Source organism: Rhizobium sp. BT03, from assembly GCF_030053155.1.
In the GTDB taxonomy this organism is placed as follows: domain Bacteria; phylum Pseudomonadota; class Alphaproteobacteria; order Rhizobiales; family Rhizobiaceae; genus Rhizobium.
The window spans coordinates 1365503-1383207 of record NZ_CP125640.1; the positions used below are offsets into that span (position 1 = coordinate 1365503).

The 17705-nt window shown below is 63.1% G+C and carries 16 protein-coding genes; 9 read left to right on the forward strand and 7 right to left on the reverse strand.

Features of this window, described 5'->3' with window-relative positions:
• Positions 1 to 63: 63 nt before the first annotated feature.
• Positions 64 to 1338 carry a multidrug efflux MFS transporter gene (locus tag QMO80_RS06800; protein ID WP_283199389.1) on the forward strand — a complete coding sequence of 425 codons (1275 nt, stop codon included), beginning with the start codon at positions 64 to 66 and terminating at the stop codon, positions 1336 to 1338.
• Here the strand turns inward: QMO80_RS06800 and QMO80_RS06805 are convergent.
• Positions 1300 to 1917: a TetR/AcrR family transcriptional regulator gene (locus QMO80_RS06805; protein WP_283199390.1), complete on the reverse strand. Its 618-nt coding sequence runs from the start codon at positions 1915 to 1917 to the stop codon at positions 1300 to 1302. The genes QMO80_RS06800 and QMO80_RS06805 overlap by 39 nt on opposite strands.
• 116 nt (positions 1918 to 2033) lie before the next feature.
• On the opposite strand from QMO80_RS06805, the gene gstA reads away from it, so the two are divergent.
• A complete protein-coding gene (gene gstA, locus QMO80_RS06810; protein ID WP_283199391.1) occupies positions 2034 to 2717 on the forward strand; it encodes a glutathione transferase GstA in 684 nt (227 codons plus the stop codon).
• Positions 2718 to 2726: 9 nt separating this feature from the next.
• Here gstA and nadE read toward each other — a convergent pair whose 3' ends face one another.
• The 4 genes from nadE to QMO80_RS06830 all read right to left on the reverse strand — a co-directional run bounded on the left by nadE (position 2727) and on the right by QMO80_RS06830 (position 7939).
• On the reverse strand, positions 2727 to 3560 hold the full coding sequence (gene nadE, locus QMO80_RS06815; RefSeq protein WP_283199392.1) for an ammonia-dependent NAD(+) synthetase: 834 nt from the start codon (positions 3558 to 3560) through the stop codon (positions 2727 to 2729).
• Positions 3561 to 3758: 198 nt separating this feature from the next.
• Positions 3759 to 4949: an adenylate/guanylate cyclase domain-containing protein gene (locus QMO80_RS06820; RefSeq protein ID WP_283199393.1), complete on the reverse strand. Its 1191-nt coding sequence runs from the start codon at positions 4947 to 4949 to the stop codon at positions 3759 to 3761.
• 27 nt (positions 4950 to 4976) lie between these two features.
• On the reverse strand, positions 4977 to 6596 hold the full coding sequence (locus tag QMO80_RS06825; RefSeq protein ID WP_283199394.1) for an MDR family MFS transporter: 1620 nt from the start codon (positions 6594 to 6596) through the stop codon (positions 4977 to 4979).
• A 119-nt stretch (positions 6597 to 6715) separates the two neighbouring features.
• A complete protein-coding gene (locus QMO80_RS06830; protein ID WP_283200129.1) occupies positions 6716 to 7939 on the reverse strand; it encodes an HlyD family secretion protein in 1224 nt (407 codons plus the stop codon).
• Between the two features lie 134 nt (positions 7940 to 8073).
• Between QMO80_RS06830 and QMO80_RS06835 the strand changes: the two genes are divergently transcribed.
• Positions 8074 to 8976 carry a LysR family transcriptional regulator gene (locus QMO80_RS06835; protein WP_283199395.1) on the forward strand — a complete coding sequence of 301 codons (903 nt, stop codon included), beginning with the start codon at positions 8074 to 8076 and terminating at the stop codon, positions 8974 to 8976.
• 142 nt (positions 8977 to 9118) lie between these two features.
• Positions 9119 to 9670 (forward strand): hypothetical protein, encoded by a 552-nt coding sequence (locus QMO80_RS06840; RefSeq protein WP_283199396.1) that lies wholly within the window; start codon positions 9119 to 9121, stop codon positions 9668 to 9670.
• A 142-nt stretch (positions 9671 to 9812) separates the two neighbouring features.
• Here the strand turns inward: QMO80_RS06840 and QMO80_RS06845 are convergent, their stop codons facing one another.
• Complete coding sequence (locus QMO80_RS06845; protein WP_283199397.1) at positions 9813 to 10700, reverse strand: branched-chain amino acid aminotransferase; 888 nt, start codon at positions 10698 to 10700, stop codon at positions 9813 to 9815.
• Positions 10701 to 10949: 249 nt separating this feature from the next.
• Here QMO80_RS06845 and QMO80_RS06850 point away from each other — a divergent pair, with 249 nt between their 5' ends.
• From QMO80_RS06850 to zwf, 5 genes are all read left to right on the forward strand, one after another.
• Positions 10950 to 11993, forward strand: a complete 1044-nt coding sequence (locus QMO80_RS06850) for a zinc-dependent alcohol dehydrogenase family protein (protein ID WP_283199398.1) — start codon at positions 10950 to 10952, stop codon at positions 11991 to 11993.
• Between the two features lie 388 nt (positions 11994 to 12381).
• Positions 12382 to 12849 carry a cupin domain-containing protein gene (locus tag QMO80_RS06855; RefSeq protein WP_283199399.1) on the forward strand — a complete coding sequence of 156 codons (468 nt, stop codon included), beginning with the start codon at positions 12382 to 12384 and terminating at the stop codon, positions 12847 to 12849.
• A 536-nt stretch (positions 12850 to 13385) separates the two neighbouring features.
• Complete coding sequence (locus QMO80_RS06860) at positions 13386 to 14660, forward strand: hemolysin family protein (RefSeq protein ID WP_283199400.1); 1275 nt, start codon at positions 13386 to 13388, stop codon at positions 14658 to 14660.
• A gap of 109 nt (positions 14661 to 14769) precedes the next feature.
• Positions 14770 to 15540, forward strand: a complete 771-nt coding sequence (gene tam / locus QMO80_RS06865) for a trans-aconitate 2-methyltransferase (protein WP_283199401.1) — start codon at positions 14770 to 14772, stop codon at positions 15538 to 15540.
• Between the two features lie 280 nt (positions 15541 to 15820).
• The gene (gene zwf / locus QMO80_RS06870; RefSeq protein WP_283199402.1) at positions 15821 to 17338 is read left to right on the forward strand and encodes a glucose-6-phosphate dehydrogenase; all 1518 of its coding nucleotides are present in this window, start codon (positions 15821 to 15823) and stop codon (positions 17336 to 17338) included.
• 12 nt (positions 17339 to 17350) lie between these two features.
• Here zwf and QMO80_RS06875 read toward each other — a convergent pair whose 3' ends face one another.
• Entirely contained in the window at positions 17351 to 17665 is a 315-nt protein-coding gene (locus QMO80_RS06875; RefSeq protein ID WP_283199403.1) for a hypothetical protein, read from the reverse strand.
• Positions 17666 to 17705: the final 40 nt, after the last annotated feature.

The window sequence follows — 17705 nt, forward strand, 5'->3', positions numbered from 1 at the left end:
CATTTACCTCAAATGATCCAGTTTCGGCGCAATTGCGCCTCGTGATCGACGCCGAGGCAAGGAATGACCGATACGCAATTGGACGCGGCGAGCGTCAAGGCAGGCTCGATCCACTGGAAGCGCAACCTCGCCGTCTCGCTGATCGGCTCCTTCACCACCATCGTGGCGATGACGCTGCTGCTGCCTTTCCTGCCGCTCTATGTCGAGGAGCTCGGGGTGGCCGACCATGCGGCGATCGTGCAATGGTCGGGCATCGCCTATGGCGCCACCTTCCTGGCCGCCGCCCTCGTGGCGCCGCTCTGGGGGCGGCTCGGCGACATTTACGGCCGCAAGCTGATGCTGGTGCGCGCCAGCCTCGGCATGACGCTGGCGATCTCGCTGATGGGCATGGCTGGCAATGTCTGGCAGCTGGTGGCGCTGCGCCTCTTCGTCGGGCTTGCCGGCGGTTATTCCTCCGGCTCGATGGTGCTGGTGGCGACGCAGACGCCGAAGGAGCGCTCGGCCTGGGCGCTCGGCGTGCTTTCTTGCGGCATCATGGCCGGCAATCTTGTCGGGCCGCTGGTCGGCGGGGTGCTGCCGCCTGTTATCGGCATCCGCGGCACGTTTCTCGCTGCCGGGGCGATGATCTTCCTCGCCTTTCTCGCCACCGCCCTGCTGATCAAGGAGGAGAAGTCGCCAGCCCGCAAACAGGCGGCCAAGGCAAGCGGCGGCTGGAAATCCATTCCCGATAAACGGCCCGTCGTCGCCATGCTGGCGACGGGCATGCTGTTGATGTTCGCCAATATGTCGATCGAGCCGATCATCACCGTCTATGTCGCGCAGATCGTGCCGGTCGCAACGCAAGTGACGAAGATCTCGGGGCTCGTCATGTCGGCCGCCGCGCTCGGCAGCATTCTTTCCGCCTCATGGCTCGGCAGGCTCGCCGACAGGATCGGCCACTGGCCGGTCATATCCGGCGCGCTCGCCCTCGCCGGGCTGCTTTTGATCCCGCAGGCCTTTGTCACCAGTTCCTGGCAGCTGATCATCCTGCGCTTCCTGATGGGGGCCGCCCTCGGCGGGCTCCTGCCCTGCATTACCGCCGTCATCCGCCACAGCGTGCCGGACAGCGCGGCCGGCGGCATTCTCGGCCTGTCCGTCTCCTCGCAATATATCGGCCAGGTGGCCGGCCCTATTCTCGGCGGCTTCGTCGGCGGCCATATCGGCATGCGGGCGGTTTTCCTCGGCACCTCGGTGCTGCTTCTTACCGGCGCCGCCTATGCCTGGATGGTGCGGCCCAGGACGACTGAGGCCGGATCGGGATCAACTGCGCGCGCTGCCGCAGATCAGCTCGACGCCTGAGCGGGCGATCGCCTCCAGCGTCTCGCGGCTGTCGCCGGCGCGGGCGCGCACGGCGAGCGAATGCATGACGGCGGAAGCGAGCCTTGCCAGCGTCTGCGGATCGGCGCTCTCGGGAAGCTCGCCGCGTTCGACGGCGAGGCGCATGCGCTTTTCGATCTCGCCGTCGAAATCGCTGAGGCTGCGGCCGAGCACCTCGCGGACCCGCTCGCGCTCGACCGCCTCGACGGTCGCCGTGCCGATCAGCAGACAGCCGCGGGCAGCGGTTGCACCATGCAGATAGACCGCCAATGCGCCGGCATAGACGCGGGCGAGATTGTCACGCAGTGGCAGCGACGGATCGAGCGCTTCGGCGAGCGCATCCATGCCGTCCTGCCGATAACCTTCCAGCGTATCGAGATAGAGATCCTCCTTGTCGCCGAAGGCGCCGTAGAGGCTCGGGCGGTTGAGGTTGGTCGCAGCACTCAGATTATCGAGCGAGGCGGCGGCAAAGCCCCGGTCCCAGAAGACGTCCCGCGCCTTGCCAAGTGCGGCCTTGGCGTCGAAGCCCCTCGGGCGGCCGCGCTTCTTCTCATCCTTCATATTCTGTACCGTTTCGCATTAAATTCTTGACGAAGCCCATTTTATGCGAAACAGTACAGATGTTCAATGATATCGAACAGGCGGCGTCGACTGCCTGCATGAGAGAGGAAATTGCCATGAAACTCTATATGAACGCCGCGGCCTGCTCGCTTTCACCGCATATCGTCTGCCGGGAGCTGGGGCTCGATATCGAGCTCGTCGAGGTCAACAGGGAAAACCACCGGACGAGCGACGGCAAGGACTATCTCGCCATCAACGGCAACGGCTATGTGCCGGCGCTGATGCTCGACGACGGCAAGGTGCTGACCGAGGGACCGGCGATCGCGCAGTTCCTCGCCGACAGCGTGCCGCAAGGTGCGGCGATGCTGCCCGAGGTCGGCAATATCAGCCGCAACGAGGTGCAATCCTATCTGAATTTCATCTCCGCCGAACTGCACAAGCCGATGGTGCTGCTGTTCGAGCCGGCTTATGCCAGCGTGCATGCGCAGATCCGCGCCCAGGTCGCAAAGCGGCTTGCCTGGCTGAGCGGCCGTTTTGCCGGACCCTATCTGACCGGCGAGGCCTTCACCGTGGCGGACGCCTATCTCTTCGTCTGCCTGAACTGGACGCCCTGGACCCAGATCAATCTCAAGCAATGGCCGGCGCTGCACGCTTTCATGGCCCGTGTGGCGGCCCGCCCGAAGGTGCGCGAAGCGCTGCGGGCCGAAGATCTCCAGGCCTTCGACGTCGACGGCGTCTATTTCGCGCCGAATGTCTATCTCGCCTCGTCGGACTGGACGGGTTCGCCGGTACAGCCCTGAGCGCGCCCCTCAGAGCGCGTTGACGGCCACCGGCAGAGCGCGCTTATGGGCGGTCGCCCGATAGGCGGCGAGGATGCGGCGGCGGGCGATCTCGCCGACCGGCCTGCCTTCGAGGAAATCGTCGATCTCGTCATAACTGACGCCATAGGCCTCCTCGTCAGGGCGCAGCGGCCGCTGGTCTTCGAGATCGGCGGTCGGGACCTTGAAGATCAGCTCATCAGGCGCACCGAGCCGCTTTGCCAGCAGGCGCACGCGGCGCTTGTTGAGGCCGGCGAGCGGCAGGATATCGGCGGCGCCATCGCCGAATTTGGTGAAGAAGCCCATGACCGCCTCGGCGGCATGATCGGTGCCGATGACGAGGCCGCCGAGCGCGCCGGCAAGGGCGAACTGGGCGATCATGCGCTGGCGCGCCTTGATGTTGCCGAGGATGAAATCCTGCCGGCCGGCATCGGCAAAGGCAAGGCCGCCATCTTGAGCGGCGGCCAGCATCGCATCCGCCGCCGCCTTGATGTTGACCACCATCGAGCGGTCGGGACCGATCGTTGCAAGCGCCCTATCCGCATCGGCCTCGTCCGCCTGGACACCATAGGGAAGGCGTACGGCGATAAATTCGGCCGCATGGCCGCTGTCACGCAGCTCGCGCACGGCCTTCTGAGCCAGCAAAGCCGCCGTCAGCGAATCGACGCCGCCGCTGATGCCGAGGACGTAGCCGCGCATGCCCGAGCCGACGAGATAATCCTTGAGGAAAGCAGTTCGCCGTTCGATCTCCCGCTCGGGATCGATCTCGGCGGCGACACCCAGTTCGCGAATGATCTCGCCTTGTTCGTCGAACAGCACAGTCATAAGCTCCTCCTCCCGGCTTACGGAATTCCGGCGCCACTATGGCGAAAAGATGGGGGAAGACGAAGCCGTTTCGGGCAGACCTGCCATGCATTTTATGCAAGTGGGGGTTTGGTATCTCGGCGGGTGCAGCACCCCTCTGCCCTGCCGGGCCCGGGCGAGCCGCGGGCCCGGCAGGGCAGAGGGGGTGGGCGCTTACACCTACCGCATGATCGTAAACAGCTCCGCCGGATCGGCAAACCCCTTCAGCCCATGCGGCCCGACCGACACCACATCCCCTGCCCCGGCTTTCTCGCGGAACGGCGCAGACATCAGCAAGACCGCGCCCAATTCACTGCAGGCGGTCTGGATGCGGCTGACCAGATTGACGTCGCGGCCGATCAGGGTGAAGTCGAGACGCCGGCCGGAGCCGATATTGCCGTAGCTGACCTCGCCGTAGTGCAGGGCGATGCCGGCCTTCACGCCGATGCCGTCGTACTGGAAGCGGTCGATCTCATCGAGGATGGCGCGGGCCGATGCCAGGGCTGCGCCGCAGGCATGGGCCGCAGCGTAGCCGGGAAAGAAGGCAAGCACGGCGTCGCCCATGAATTTCAGCACTTCGCCGCCTTCCCGGGTAATGGCCGGGACGACCCGGTCGAAATAGGCGTTGAGCAGCCCAAGCACGGTGCTGCCGGGGAGTTTATTCGACAGCTCGGTGAAGCCGCGCAGATCGCAGAGCAGCAGGGCGGCCTCCATCGATTCGATTTCGCCCTGGCGGATGCGGCCGGCCAGAATCCGGCTTGCGGTCAGCGGGCCGACATAGGTATCGAGCAGGCTGAGCTCGACCTGACGAAGAATACGCAGCTCGCTGGTGTTGCGCAGCGCCGGCAGAATGCGCTCGATCACCTGACGTTCGGAGGCTGTGAAGCCGACCGGCCGCCTCGTGGCGAAGACGGCGGCGCCGACCGGCCCGTCGATGTTGCAGAGCGGCGCGATGACAAGCTGCATCAGCCCGCGATCGGCGAAGACGTCGATATGCTGCCAGCGGCCGTGCACGCTTTCGCCAGGGCCGACGACCAGCGGTTCCCGGGTTTCCATGACCTTGCGCAGCGGCGTGTTTGCTATCGCGGCCCGCGCGCCATGTTCGCGGTCGTGGATCTCGACCGGTTCGCCCGGCGCCCAGGCAATGGTGCGGCCGACGAGCTCGGGATGCAGCGTCATCAGATGCAGGGTCAGCCGATCGACCGGCAGACCGAGCGCCTGAAGCCGGCGGCCGAGGCCGGAGACGAGGCCTGCTTCGTCGAGCGCATGGCATTCGTCGCCGGAGAGCCATTCGATGATGGCAAGCAGCGCGCGGGTGCCGACGGCATCGGTCTGCCGTTCGGCGGTTGGAGCATAGATCGCGGTTGTCATGGCTTCTTCTCCTTGAGCCAGGCGGCGCTAGTGGGCGCCGCCGCCCGCGAGTTGACCGGGTTTCTTCAGAAGCAGGATCGCAAGCAGAGCGACGACGAGGGCGACGCCGAGCAGGAAGAACGCGTCGCTGAAGGCCATGATATTGGCCTGCCGGCGTATTTTGAGAGCGATGGCGACGACGGCCTTGTGGCCGGCGAGCGCCTGATCGCTGACGCCGTGGTTCATGAAATAGGCCGTCAGCTTCGCGACACGATCGCGGGTGGCCTCCTCGAAGACGGAGACCGAATTGGTCAGGATGTTCGAGTGGAACTGTTCGCGCTTCGACAGGAAAGTCTGCAGTGAGGCAATGCCGACCGCGCCGCCGAGATTGCGCATCATGTTGAAGAGTGATGACGCCGAGCCGGCATTTTCCGGCTCGATGCCTGATGTGGCGATCGCCGAAAGGGGCGTGAAGACGAGCGCCTGGCCAATGGCCCGCACGATATTCGGCCAGAACAGCTGGTCGCTGGCATAATCGCCGGTCATATGCACGTTCATGAAGTTCGAGACGGCAAACAGGGCAAAGCCGACGACGATGAGCAGGCGGACGTCGAAACGCTTCATCAGGCGCGGCACCAGCGGGATCAGCAGTAGCTGCGGGATGCCTGTCCATGCGAGCACCATGCCGATCTGCTCGGAATTATAGCCCTGGATACGGGCGAGATAGATCGGCAGCACGAAGACCGAACCATAAAGCGCGATGCCGAGCAGGAAATTGGCGACGATGCCGAAGCCGAAATTGCGGCGCAGCAGCAGACGCAGGTTCAGCAGCGGCTGGGCCGTCTTCAGCTCGATGACCAAGAACAGCGTCAGCGAGACGGCTGATATAACCGACAGGCGCAGGATGAAGTCGGAGCCGAACCAGTCTTCCTTGTTGCCCTCTTCCAGCACGGTCTGCAGGGCGGCCAGACCGATCGCCATGGTGACGATACCGGGCCAGTCGCCCTTGGAAAGCAGCTTCAGGTTCATCGGCGCCCGGTCGAGCGAGGCAAAGAGCAGGCCGATCATCAGCACGCCGGGCACCAGATTGACATAGAAAATATATTCCCAGCCCCAGTTCTCGGTGAGATATCCGCCGATGGTCGGGCCGATGGCCGGTGCGAAGGTGGCCGAAAGGGCAAAAAGCGCCAGGCCGATCGGCTGCTTCGCCTTGGGCAGCAGGGTGATGATGATGGTGAAGGCCATCGGGATCAGCACCCCGCCGGAAAAACCCTGAATAGCGCGCAGGACGATCATCTGCTGCAGATTGGCCGCAAAGGCGCAGGCGACGGAGAAGATCAGGAAGAGGATGGCGTTGACGAGCAGGTAATTGCGCAGCGAGAAGACCCGGGTCAGCCAGCCGCTCAAGGGGATGACGACGATCTCGGCGATCAGATAGGAGGTCGAGATCCAGCCGCCGTCATCCGTGCCGGCGCCGATAGCGCCCTGGATATCGGCAAGCGAGGCGTTGACGATCTGGATGTTGAGGACCGCCATGAAGGCGCCGAGCGTCGAGCCGACGACGGCCATCCACATGCGGACCGGGCTGATGGCGGCGGATTGGGCGGGCGCCGCCGCGGCGGGGCGCGTGAGCGAATTGCTGTTTGCGGCGATCTGAAGGGTGGCCATGGCTGATCTCTTTCCGGTTCTCACGGAAAACCTTCTCATGACGGGGGTTCGGGTGATCATTCCGGAATGATCGTGATCATTTGGGAATGATGGTGATCATTCGGGAAAAGGCGGAAGAATTATCCGGCGTGGCGGGATAATCCCTCCTCGGCCGCAGAGGTCTGCGCAGCCTTGGTATCGATTTCGGGTTCGACCGACATGCCGGAGCGCAACAGGCCGCTCAGCGCCTCGTCGTCGATGACGATCTTGACCGGGATGCGCTGGACGATCTTGGTGAAGTTGCCGGTGGCGTTGTCAGGCGGCAGCAGCGAGAATTCCAGGCCGCTCGCCGGCGAAACACTGTCGACATGGCCTCTGATCGCCATGTCGGGAAAGCTGTCGACCTTGATCTCGACCGGCTGGCCGGGGCGGACATGGGTCAGTTGCGTCTCCTTGAAATTGGCGACGACATAGACGGCATGCAGCGGCACGACGGCCATCAGCTGCGTGCCCGAGGTGACATATTGGCCGACGCGGATCGAACGGGCGCCGACCGTGCCGTCAACGGCGGCGACGATATCAGTATAGGACAGGTTGAGTTCGGCCTGATGCGCGGCTGCGGCCGCCCGGTCGCGCTCGGCAGCAGCCTGCTGACGCTGGCTGTTGAGCACCGGCACCTTGTTCTCGGCCGCAACGAGAGCCGCCCGGTCGCGCTCGACGGCGGCGGCAGCCTGGTCGCGGGCCGACTGGCTCTGTTCGGCGCGCGATTGCGTGCCGGCGCCGCTGCTGATCAGCCGGGCCGAGCGGGCGGCATCGGAAACGGCAAAATCCAGCGACGCCTGCGATGCATCGATCGTCGCCTTGGCCTGGCCGATGACCGACTGCTGCAGGGCGATCTGGGCGTCGATATTGGCGATCGCAGCATCGGCCGCCTTCACGGCGGCCCTCGCCTGCGACAGCGCGGCCTGGAAGTCGCGGTCGTCGATGCGGGCGAGAACCTGGCCTGATTTGACCGGGTCGTTGTCGTTGACCAGCACCTGCCTGATATAGCCGGCGACCTTCGGGGCAACGGTGGTGTAATCGGCCTTCACATAGGCATCGTCAGTGGATTCGATGAAGCGGCCGACCGTCCAATAGCGGTAGCCGAAATCGCCTGATAGGGCGACGCCGGCAAGCAGTGCCGCGGCGATGACCACGCGCTTGACGATCCTGCGGCCGGTCCTCGCCGGCGCTTGCGCAACCGGGGCTTCGGCGAGCGGCACAGGAGGCGCCTCGGCGGCCGGCGCCCTGGCGGCTTCTTCAGCCACGATCAACTCGGCCTCTTTGGCGCTTTCGAAAACATCCTTGCGCGGTAACTCAACCATCATGTTTCTCCTTCAATGCCGGCCCCGTTGAGAGGCCTGTTCGATTGAAGGGACAATGCACCCTGCCGTTCATTGTGATAATCTGCTTAAATCGGGAAGGATCATCAACTCTCAGCGGATAATCCGAGGGCAATATGGATCGGCTGACAAGCCTCACAGTCTTTGGCCGCGTGGTGGAATGCGGCGGTTTTTCCGCCGCCGCGCGCCGGCTCAACATGTCGGTCACCATGGTCGGCAATCACGTGCAATCGCTGGAGGATCGGCTCGGCGTCAGGCTCCTCAACCGCACGACGCGCAAGGTCAGCCTGACGGAAACCGGCAAATATTACTACGAACGCTCCTCGCAGATCCTTGCAGAACTCGACGAGGCCGACCGGACGGCGGGCGCACTCAGCACCACGCCGCGCGGCACGCTGAAGGTCTATACCAGCAGCGCCATCGTGCGCTTCCTGCTGCCCGTCGTCAGCGAATATATGGAGCTTTATCCGTCGATCGCGCTCGATTTCAGCATCGGCGAGCGGATGGTCGACATGATCGAGGACGGCTACGATCTGGTGATCCGCACCGTGCCGCCACCGGATTCATCGCTCGTCGCGCGCAAGCTGACGCCCTGGCGTCATGTGCTCGTCTGCTCGCCGGTCTATTTCGAAAGCCATCCGATGCCGCAAAAACCGGCCGAGGTCGCCGATCACAATTGCCTGCAATATGCCTATTACCCCTATGGCGAGGAATGGCGCTTCGAGGATGGCGAAGGCCGGCAGGAAAGTGTCAAGATCGGCGGTAACGCCGTCTCCAACAGCGCCGAGATGCTGCGTTTCCTGACGCTGAACGGAAAAGGCATCTTCCTGGCGCCGAGCTTCGTGGTCTTCGACGACATCGCCGAAGGACGGCTGGTGAAGATCATGCCGGACTACCGCCCGGTCGAATTCAGCATCAACGCCGTCTATCCCAACCGTAGCCATCTGGCGACCAAGGTAAGGCTGTTCATCGACTTGCTTGCGGAGAGATTTGCGGAGCATCGGAAGTGGATGACGTGAGGGGCAATTCAACACAGCAGAGCTCGGCAGCAATGCCGATCGGACATCAAAATGCCTCGACTTCGCTGGACATCATTCGACGTTAAAAAACAACGAGGTGACTGTGTCGGTTGAGCACATAGACATTTGGAATGTTCGGCGAATGGTCATCGCCGCTTTTCTTGGCACCGCATATGCCGCCTACGATCGCGCCTTGGATTTTTGGCCGCTTGGTTTTGCCGATGGGCTACGAGGTGTCTTTGATCTGTTGGGAGGTCTGCTGCTCGCTCTTTTGATCGTGGGCATACTGCTCGTTTGGTTTGTCAGCGCCATTGCTGCCCAATATAGTCGTCGTTTCCGTGGGATGGCGAGTAGCTTCATCGCCATCATCATTGTTCCGGTTTGCTTTGGAACGATCGTCACCGTGCCACTCTTCGATCCTTGGCTGTGGTACGCCATTTTCAATAAATCGAGTTTCGAAGCCGCTGCCACGAGCGGTTCTTCACAGAACAGTCCAAAGTTTGCCATCATCGATGCGCGCGACGTTTCGACGGGAATCGCCGGCGTGGGTCTCAATCATTTCGTCGCTCTCATTTACAGCGAAGGCGATCCACACAAACATGTTTATAGCGACAGCGATGAAGATAAACTGGCATCCAATTCGGTGCTGACGCACCTCTACGGCAATTTCTACAGGCGAGATGAGTACCGGTGACGCCCCATCGGTTTGAAGTTGTCATTGGTGGCTTTGCAGATGGCTCCAAGGGGAACGACCGCGCCAGCCCTGCGCTTGCGCTCCGAGCGTTCGCCACTGCAAATTCACTGGATCGATTGCTCCCGCTGCGCGGGACCATTCCTCACTCTTCGCTCTCGCTTCTGCCGTGGGCCCAGTTCATGTAGAGCTCCAGCGCCTTGCGGGTGACCGGGCCTTCCGGGAGGTTGCGGTCGTCGAGGCGGGTGACGCCGACGACTTTGGAGTAGTTGCCGGTGGTGAAGATTTCGTCGGCGGCGAGGAAATCCTCGACGGAGAGGGTTGCTTCGACGACGTCGAAACCGGCCTTGCGCAACAGGCCGATGACGCGGGCGCGGGTGATGCCGGCGAGGAAGGTGCGGTTGGCGGCCGGAGTCATCACCACGCCGTCGCGCACCAGGAAGACATTCGATGAGGCGGTCTCGACGACGTTGCCGTTGAGATCGCGCACCAAGGCATTGTCGAAGCCGCGGCTGCGGGCCTCGGCGATCATGCGGCCGCTGTTCGGATAGAGCGAGCCGGTCTTCGCCTCGGTCATCGCCGTCTCAGGCGACGGCCGACGATAGGGCGAGACGGTGAGGCTGGTGCCGCCATGGCCGCCCATCGGCGCCTCGAACAGGCAGAGCGCAAAGCGGGTCGATTCAGCATCGACGGAAACGATGCTGCCGGGCGAACCATGTTCGCCCCAATACATCGGCTTGATGTAGATTGCCGTCGCGCCATCGAATTTCGCAACGCCTTCCCAAGCGAGTGCCGCGATCTCCTCGGCCGATTTCACTGGCTTCAACCCCATGGCAAGCGCCGAGCGATTGATGCGCTGGCAATGCAGGTCGAGATCCGGGGCGATGCCGTCGAACCAGCGGGCGCCGTCGAAAACCGTGGAGCCGAGCCACATCGCATGCGAGGTCGGCCCGATCAGCGGCGGATTGCCGGGGAGCCACTCCCCGTCGACATGAGTCCAGGTGGTTGAACGCGGTGATGTATCGACGGCCATGCTGCCCTCCCCTGTAAAGCTCGGAAGCAAAAACCGCCGCAGCGAGCGGGGTCAAGGACAAATCCGGATGGGAAATGCGGAAGCAAGAAAATGCCGGAGGACGGGTCCGGCCCGCAATATTCGTGCGCGACGCCCACGCCTTCAGCGATGGGTGCATCAGCAAAAATGATGGAATGGGATGTTGGAACGGCGGCCTGCCGCGTGCGATCATAAGGAAAAATCGCGGGACAGCAGCAAAGGAAGACGCCGATGAAAGCCATGTATTACGAAGCCTTCGAACAGGCGCCCGAGATCCGCACCCTGCCCGATCCGACGCCTTCCGAGGACGGTGTCGTCATATCGGTCGGCGCCAGCGGGCTTTGCCGCAGCGACTGGCACGGCTGGATGGGACATGATCCCGATATCCGCCTGCCGCATGTGCCGGGACACGAGCTTGCCGGGCAGGTCGTCGCCACCGGCCGCGGCGTGGTGCGTTTCAAGGTCGGCGACCGGGTGACCGTGCCCTTCGTCTCCGGCTGCGGCCATTGCGGGGAGTGCCATTCCGGCAACCAGCAGGTTTGCCCGAACCAGTTTCAGCCGGGCTTCACCCATTGGGGTTCTTTCGCCGAATATGTGGCGATCGATTATGCCGACACCAATCTGGTGCACCTCCCCGACACGATCGACGATGCGACGGCAGCAAGCCTCGGCTGCCGCTTCGCCACCTCGTTCCGCGCGGTTGCCGATCAGGCGCGCACCGGGCCAGGCGAATGGATTGCCGTGCATGGCTGCGGCGGGGTCGGCCTGTCGGCGATCATGATCGCCACGGCGCTCGGCGCCAACGCGATCGGCATCGACATATCGGAGGAGAAACTCGCCTTCGCCAGGGAATGCGGCGCGGTGGCGACGGTCAATGCCTCAAGGGTTGCCGACGTGGCCGAGGCGGTGCGCGAGATCACCAAGGGCGGCGCGCATGTCTCGATCGACGCGCTCGGCCACCCCGCCACCTGCTTCAACTCGATCAAGAATCTGCGCCGCCGCGGCCGGCATGTGCAGGTGGGGCTGATGCTCGGCGAATACGCGACGCCGCAGATCCCGATGGCCCAAGTGATCAGCAACGAACTGGAGATCTACGGCAGCCACGGCATGCAGGCCTGGCGTTACGACGCCATGCTGTCGATGCTGGCAGCCGGCAAGATCGCCCCGCAGAAGCTGATCGGCCGCCGCGTCAGCCTCGAGGAGGCCGTGCCGGCGCTGATGGCACTCGACAAGGCGGAGGCCACGGGGATCAGCGTGATTACGCGGTTTTCGTGAGGGAGTTCTGCCCTCTCGCCTGTGACAAGCGTGAGAGGGAACCAAGGCGCTGCCACGATTCCGCTTCTCCCCAGCGGGGGTCCGAAGGACGGGTCGAGCCACAGGTCTCGACCCGTCCTTCGGACCCCCGCTGGGGAGAAGACGGAGCCAAGCTGTAACGTAGCCAATCCCTCTCGGGCTTCCCGCTTTGGCACGAACGCATGGTAAGGGCAGGCGGAGCGAACAACCAGCCCTTGCCACCGCCTGGCAGGTCTTGCGAAAACGTCCCGCCGCACCGATATCGGGGCCATTGGTTTCCCGACGTGCATATTGCGATGGTTGCCAAAGACGGCGCAAAGGCCTAACGGCTGCGTCCGCAAGAAAAAGCCAACAAGAAGAAGAAAGAGACATGATGTCCAACTCATTTGTGAAAACGCATGCCAGCGACGACGCGAAGCGCTTCTTCGTCCTCGGCGACCGGGTCGAGCGACGGGTTCGTATCCGCGGAAACTGGCTCAGCATTTTCGACGTCACCGTACCATCAGGCAGCCGGACGCCGAAACATTCGCATGCGAGCCCCGAGGTGTTCCGCATCCTTCAGGGGCGGCTAACGATCTGGCGGCTGACCGACAACGGCCCTGAAGAGATCGAGGCCCATGCCGGCGACATCGTCAGCATCCCGCCTTTCGTGGTGCACGGCTATTCCAATCGCGGGACCGCCCCGGCAATCTTTTCCGCGATCGTCGATCGCGACATGGCCGAATTCATCGAAGCGGAAGGCGCGACGGAGCCTCCGAAGGCCAGCCCTTCGGCGGAGACCATCGCCCGCATGACGGCGGCCGCCAATGCCTACGGGATTACCATCCTGGCGGCTTGATGCGCAGATACATGATGCCGGACCGTTTCGAGCGGTTCGGTATCATGCAGAAATGCGAAAAACTCCCCTGAGATTGCCAGCCGAAATGTGGGCCCGCCGTCCTTTTCGAAACTGTCACATCAATGCGGTAGAATGAATTTTGCCCGGTGCCTCTTGCGCCGGCACCGTTTCACCGCCAAAATTGCGACATGCCCGACAGCGACCCGTCCAGTACAAGCTCTGCCCGTTCCAGCCGGGATTTCCCGACCGAGGAAGGTGGCGACCGCTGTAGACGGCGCGATGACCTCCGCCTCGCCTTGGGTATATCCCGAAGGGAGCAGCCTTCTTCCAGATCATTGCGAATGACGGGCCGCCAGAAGCGTGTCGCGATCCTTCATGTCTTTATCGCAAAACCGCAGCACAGTTTTGCGAGACATGCTCCAGATGTTACCGCGATGATGGAACGACGATGGGCGATGCTGATATAGCGCCTCTTCGAACGCCGCGCCGCGTTGCCTCGTCGACGTGGCATTGAAACCTCAACGAATAGGGTCCCTGTGTTTCTGGAAATTGGAATTGTGGCGTTTCTCACCATCCTCAATGGTGTGCTCGCCATGTCTGAGTTGGCTGTCGTGTCTTCTCGGACAGCCCGCCTGAAGGTTCTCTCCGACAATGGCAGCAAGGGGGCGGCGCAAGCCATCAAACTTGCCGAAAACCCCGGCCGCTTTCTCTCCACGGTTCAGATCGGCATCACGCTGGTCGGTGTTCTCTCGGGCGCTTTCTCAGGGGCCACGCTCGGGGGCCGCCTGGCGGGCTGGCTGGTGACGCAGGGGATGTCGTCGACGGCCGCGGACGCGGTCGGCGTCGGTTCGGTCGTCGTCGCCATCACCTATCTTTCCCTGATCGTCGGCGAACTTGTTCCCAAGCAGATCGCGCTGCGGGAACCCGAAGCCGTTGCGGCGAAGGTCGCGCCGGCGATGGCGGTGCTTTCCAAAATTGCGCTGCCGCTCGTCTGGCTGCTGAACGCCTCCGGAAATCTTGTGCTGAAGCTGCTGGGCCAAACAGGCAAAGTCGGCGACAACGTCTCCGACGAAGAGATCAAAACCGTTCTCGCCGAAGCGCAGTCGGCCGGCGTGATCGAAAGCGAAGAGTCGGCGATGATATCAGGCGTGATGCGGCTGGCGGACCGCACCGCCCGGGCGCTGATGACGCCCCGGCGCGACGTCGAAATTATCGATATCGACGACAGCCTCGATGAAATCCGCGCGCAGCTGCACCGGACGAAACGGTCCCGGCTGCCCGTTCGCAAGGGCAGTTCGGACGAGGTGATCGGCATCCTGCCGGTCAAGGACTTTTACGACTCGATGTCCGAACACGGCAGTGCCGATATCAAGGCTCTGACGCAGGACGTGCCTGTCGTTTCAGACCTTGCCACCGCCATCAACGTGATTGAAGCCATCCGGAGATCGCCGGTCCACATGGTGCTGGTTTTTGACGAGTACGGCCATTTCGAAGGGATCGTTTCCTCAGGCGACATTCTGGAAGCGATCATGGGCGCTCTCCAGGAGGGGCCGGTCGACGAGCAGGCCATCGCGCGCCGCGACGACGGTTCCTACCTGGTGTCCGGCTGGACGCCGATCGACGAATTTGCCGAGTTCCTGAACCTCAAGCTCGATGACGATCTCGAATATCAGACTGTGGCCGGCCTGGTGCTGGAAGAGCTGAAACATCTGCCGGAGTTGGGCGAGAGTTTCACCAGAGATGGATGGCGCTTCGAAGTCATCGATCTCGACGGCAGGCGTGTGGACAAGATACTTGTGTCTGCGGAGTGACGGTTGCGTCGCCTGCTTCGCCTGAGATCATCGAGCCCCCACGGCCGCAAATCGACAAGATCCGTATCCGCCACAGGGAAGATGTGGCCTGACCTCAGGAGGTACCGCCATGGCATGGTCCGCCAGCCAATATGTGAAATTCGAGGACGAACGCACGCGACCGGCACGCGACCTTCTGGCGCAGGTGCCGCTGCAGAGCATCCGCCGCGCCGTCGATCTCGGTTGCGGGCCGGGCAATTCGACCGAGCTCATCATCGAGCGTTATGGTGCGCAAGGCGTCTCGGGCCTCGACAGCGATCTCAACATGCTGGAGGCAGCCCGCAAGCGGCTTCCGGGCACCGCCTTTGTCGAGGCTGATCTCGGCAGCTGGCAGCCGACCGAGCCCGCCGATCTGCTCTTTGCCAATGCCGTCTTCCAATGGCTGCCCGATCATCTCGACATTTTCGACCGGCTGATGGACGGGCTTTCCCCGGGCGGCGTGCTGGCGGTGCAGATGCCCGACAATCTCGGCGAACCCACGCATCTCCTGATGGAGGAAGCGGCGAATAGCGGCCCCTGGAAGAGCGCCTTCGAGGGAAAGAGCGTGCGCCGCAAGGGCTTGCCTGCGCCGTCCGCCTATTATTCCAGGCTGATCGCCAAGGCCGCGCGCGTCGATATCTGGCACACCATCTACAATCACCCGATGGCGGATGCGGCAGCGATCGTCGAATGGGTGAAGGGAACCGGGCTGATGCCCTATCTCACCCGGGCCGGCGAGGAATATCGCGAGGCCTTTCTGGCGGATTATCTCGCGCGGGTGGAAAAGGCTTATCCGAAGATGTCGGACGGGCGGGTGCTGCTGCGGTTTCCCAGGATTTTCATGGTGGCGGTGAAGGGGTAAGCGGCTGCCTCCGACATGCTCGGCTTGTGCAATGGCTGCCCCTCACCCTAACCCTCTCCCCGTTTTGACGGGGAGAGGGGACGTGCCAAACGCAGCATCGAGATTTGGGCAAGCGGGTGCAACATGTCCCCTTCGCCCCGCAAGCGGGGAGAAGGTGCCGGCAGGCGGATGAGGGGCAGGCCCCGCATGCTGTCAAATGCCTGTTATCCCTCGCTCTCATATGTTGCGGCGAAACCGGCGCGCATTATAGTCGGCCGGAAAAGTATCGGAGATGACACATATGGACGCTACCCCTACCCCGCCGGTCACCCTCGTCATCTTCGGCGCCACCGGCGACCTGACGCGCCGGCTGCTGGTGCCGGCGATCATCAACCTGACGCGCGGCCGTCTTGTCGGTGAAGATCTCCACATTCTCGGCATCGGCATCGAGCCGGGCGACGACGAATTTTTGCGCGGACGGCTCGACGAATTCCTAAAGCATCTAAGCGGCGCGGAACAGACGCAAAAGGACGAAGCCTGGGAGAGCCTGCGCCGGCGCATTTCCTATATGGCGGGGGATTTCACCAAGGACGATATTTTCCTCGAGATCGGCAGGCGGCTGGGGCCGGATGCCAATGCCGCCTTCTATCTCGCGGTGCCGCCGTCCTTCTTCGGCTCGATCGTCGAGAAACTCGCCGCGCATGGGCTGACCGATGAAAAGGACGGCACATTCCGCCGCGTCGCCATCGAAAAACCGTTCGGCACCGATCTCGCCTCGGCGCGGGCACTCAACACGCAGATTCTCGCCCAGATCGGCGAAAGCCAAGTCTACCGGCTCGATCATTTCCTCGGCAAGGAGACGGTGCAGAACCTGATGACGGCGCGTTTTGCCAATATGATCATCGAGTCGCTGTGGAACAGCCGCTATATCGACCATGTGCAGATCACTGCCGCCGAGATCGTCGATGTCGGCAGCCGCGGCAAATTCTACGATGCGACAGGCGCGCTACGCGACATGGTGCCGAACCATCTCTTCCAGCTGCTGGCGATGATTGCCATGGAGCCGCCGAACAGTTTCGACGCCGAGGCGATCCGCAACGAGAAGAGCAAGGTGCTGAAGGCGCTGCGTATCTATACGCCCGAGGAGGCGAAGACGCATGGCGTGCGCGGCGCCTATGGCGCAGGCCCGCTCAACGGTGCCGAGCTTCCGGCCTATCGCGACAGCAAGGACGTTTCGCCCGACAGCCGGACGGAAACCTATGTGGCGCTGAAGCTCTACGCCGATACCTGGCGCTGGGCGGGCGTGCCCTTCTACCTGAGGACCGGCAAGGCGCTGACGGCGCGCGACACCGAGATCGTCATCACCTTCCAGCCGGTGCCCTTCGCGCAGTTCCGCGAGACCGAGGTCAACCGCCGCCTGCCGCCGAACCGGCTGGTGATCCAGGTGCAGCCGGACGAGGGCATGAGCATGGAAATCTCGATCAAGTCGCCGGGGCTTTCGGTCGATACCACGCCGGTTTCACTCGATTTCCGCTATGCCGACAAATTCGATATCGGCAAGACCACCGGTTATGAATCGCTGCTCTACGATCTCTTCATCGGCGACCAGACGCTGTTCCAGCGCGCCGACGGCATCGAGGCCGGCTGGGCGGCGGTGCAGCCCTTCCTGGATGTCTGGGCGAAGGACCCGAGCACGCCCGACGCTTACACCCCGGGCAGCATGGGACCAGCCTGCGCCGATCGCCTCATCGAGCGCGACGGGCGGCAATGGCATGAACTTGGCGTCCTGCTGCATCGCAACGGCAAGGACGGCAAATAGAACGCTCCAGTATTATCGATCGCGGCAGGCCGCGCTGACGGAGGCGCCGCTATTGCCGCCTTCGGGGGCAAGCGCGCCACGGGCCTTGCGCGGCGGGCAGCGCGCCCAATCGACCCGTCCGCTCGGGGCGCCGTTGTCGACGCTGCCGGTTTCGATCGAGTCGAGGGGAATGACCAGCCCGCTTTGGGTTTCGACGCCTGGTGCTGTGCCAAGCGGCGGCGTGCCGTCGATCCGGCCGCTGGCATCCATGCCCATATTCGACTGGGCAAGAACCGGGGCGGAGAGGCTGAGGAGAGCGATCGTCGCTGCTGCAATAAACCTGCGCATGATGCTATTCCTTCTGATTTCAGCGATGCGATGATAACAG

Excerpts from the sequence above, each read along its gene's own strand:
- QMO80_RS06825 (WP_283199394.1), bottom strand. The coding sequence starts at position 6,596 with ATGGCCACCCTTCAGATCGCCGCAAACAGCAATTCGCTCACGCGCCCC.
- QMO80_RS06850 (WP_283199398.1), top strand. The coding sequence starts at position 10,950 with ATGAAAGCCATGTATTACGAAGCCTTCGAACAGGCGCCCGAGATCCGC.
- QMO80_RS06800 (WP_283199389.1), top strand. The coding sequence starts at position 64 with ATGACCGATACGCAATTGGACGCGGCGAGCGTCAAGGCAGGCTCGATC.
- QMO80_RS06820 (WP_283199393.1), bottom strand. The coding sequence starts at position 4,949 with ATGACAACCGCGATCTATGCTCCAACCGCCGAACGGCAGACCGATGCC.
- QMO80_RS06805 (WP_283199390.1), bottom strand. The coding sequence starts at position 1,917 with ATGAAGGATGAGAAGAAGCGCGGCCGCCCGAGGGGCTTCGACGCCAAG.
- QMO80_RS06830 (WP_283200129.1), bottom strand. The coding sequence starts at position 7,939 with ATGGTTGAGTTACCGCGCAAGGATGTTTTCGAAAGCGCCAAAGAGGCC.
- QMO80_RS06855 (WP_283199399.1), top strand. The coding sequence starts at position 12,382 with ATGATGTCCAACTCATTTGTGAAAACGCATGCCAGCGACGACGCGAAG.
- tam (WP_283199401.1), top strand. The coding sequence starts at position 14,770 with ATGGCATGGTCCGCCAGCCAATATGTGAAATTCGAGGACGAACGCACG.
- QMO80_RS06840 (WP_283199396.1), top strand. The coding sequence starts at position 9,119 with ATGGTCATCGCCGCTTTTCTTGGCACCGCATATGCCGCCTACGATCGC.
- nadE (WP_283199392.1), bottom strand. The coding sequence starts at position 3,560 with ATGACTGTGCTGTTCGACGAACAAGGCGAGATCATTCGCGAACTGGGT.
- gstA (WP_283199391.1), top strand. The coding sequence starts at position 2,034 with ATGAAACTCTATATGAACGCCGCGGCCTGCTCGCTTTCACCGCATATC.
- QMO80_RS06835 (WP_283199395.1), top strand. The coding sequence starts at position 8,074 with ATGGATCGGCTGACAAGCCTCACAGTCTTTGGCCGCGTGGTGGAATGC.
- QMO80_RS06875 (WP_283199403.1), bottom strand. The coding sequence starts at position 17,665 with ATGCGCAGGTTTATTGCAGCAGCGACGATCGCTCTCCTCAGCCTCTCC.
- QMO80_RS06845 (WP_283199397.1), bottom strand. The coding sequence starts at position 10,700 with ATGGCCGTCGATACATCACCGCGTTCAACCACCTGGACTCATGTCGAC.
- zwf (WP_283199402.1), top strand. The coding sequence starts at position 15,821 with ATGGACGCTACCCCTACCCCGCCGGTCACCCTCGTCATCTTCGGCGCC.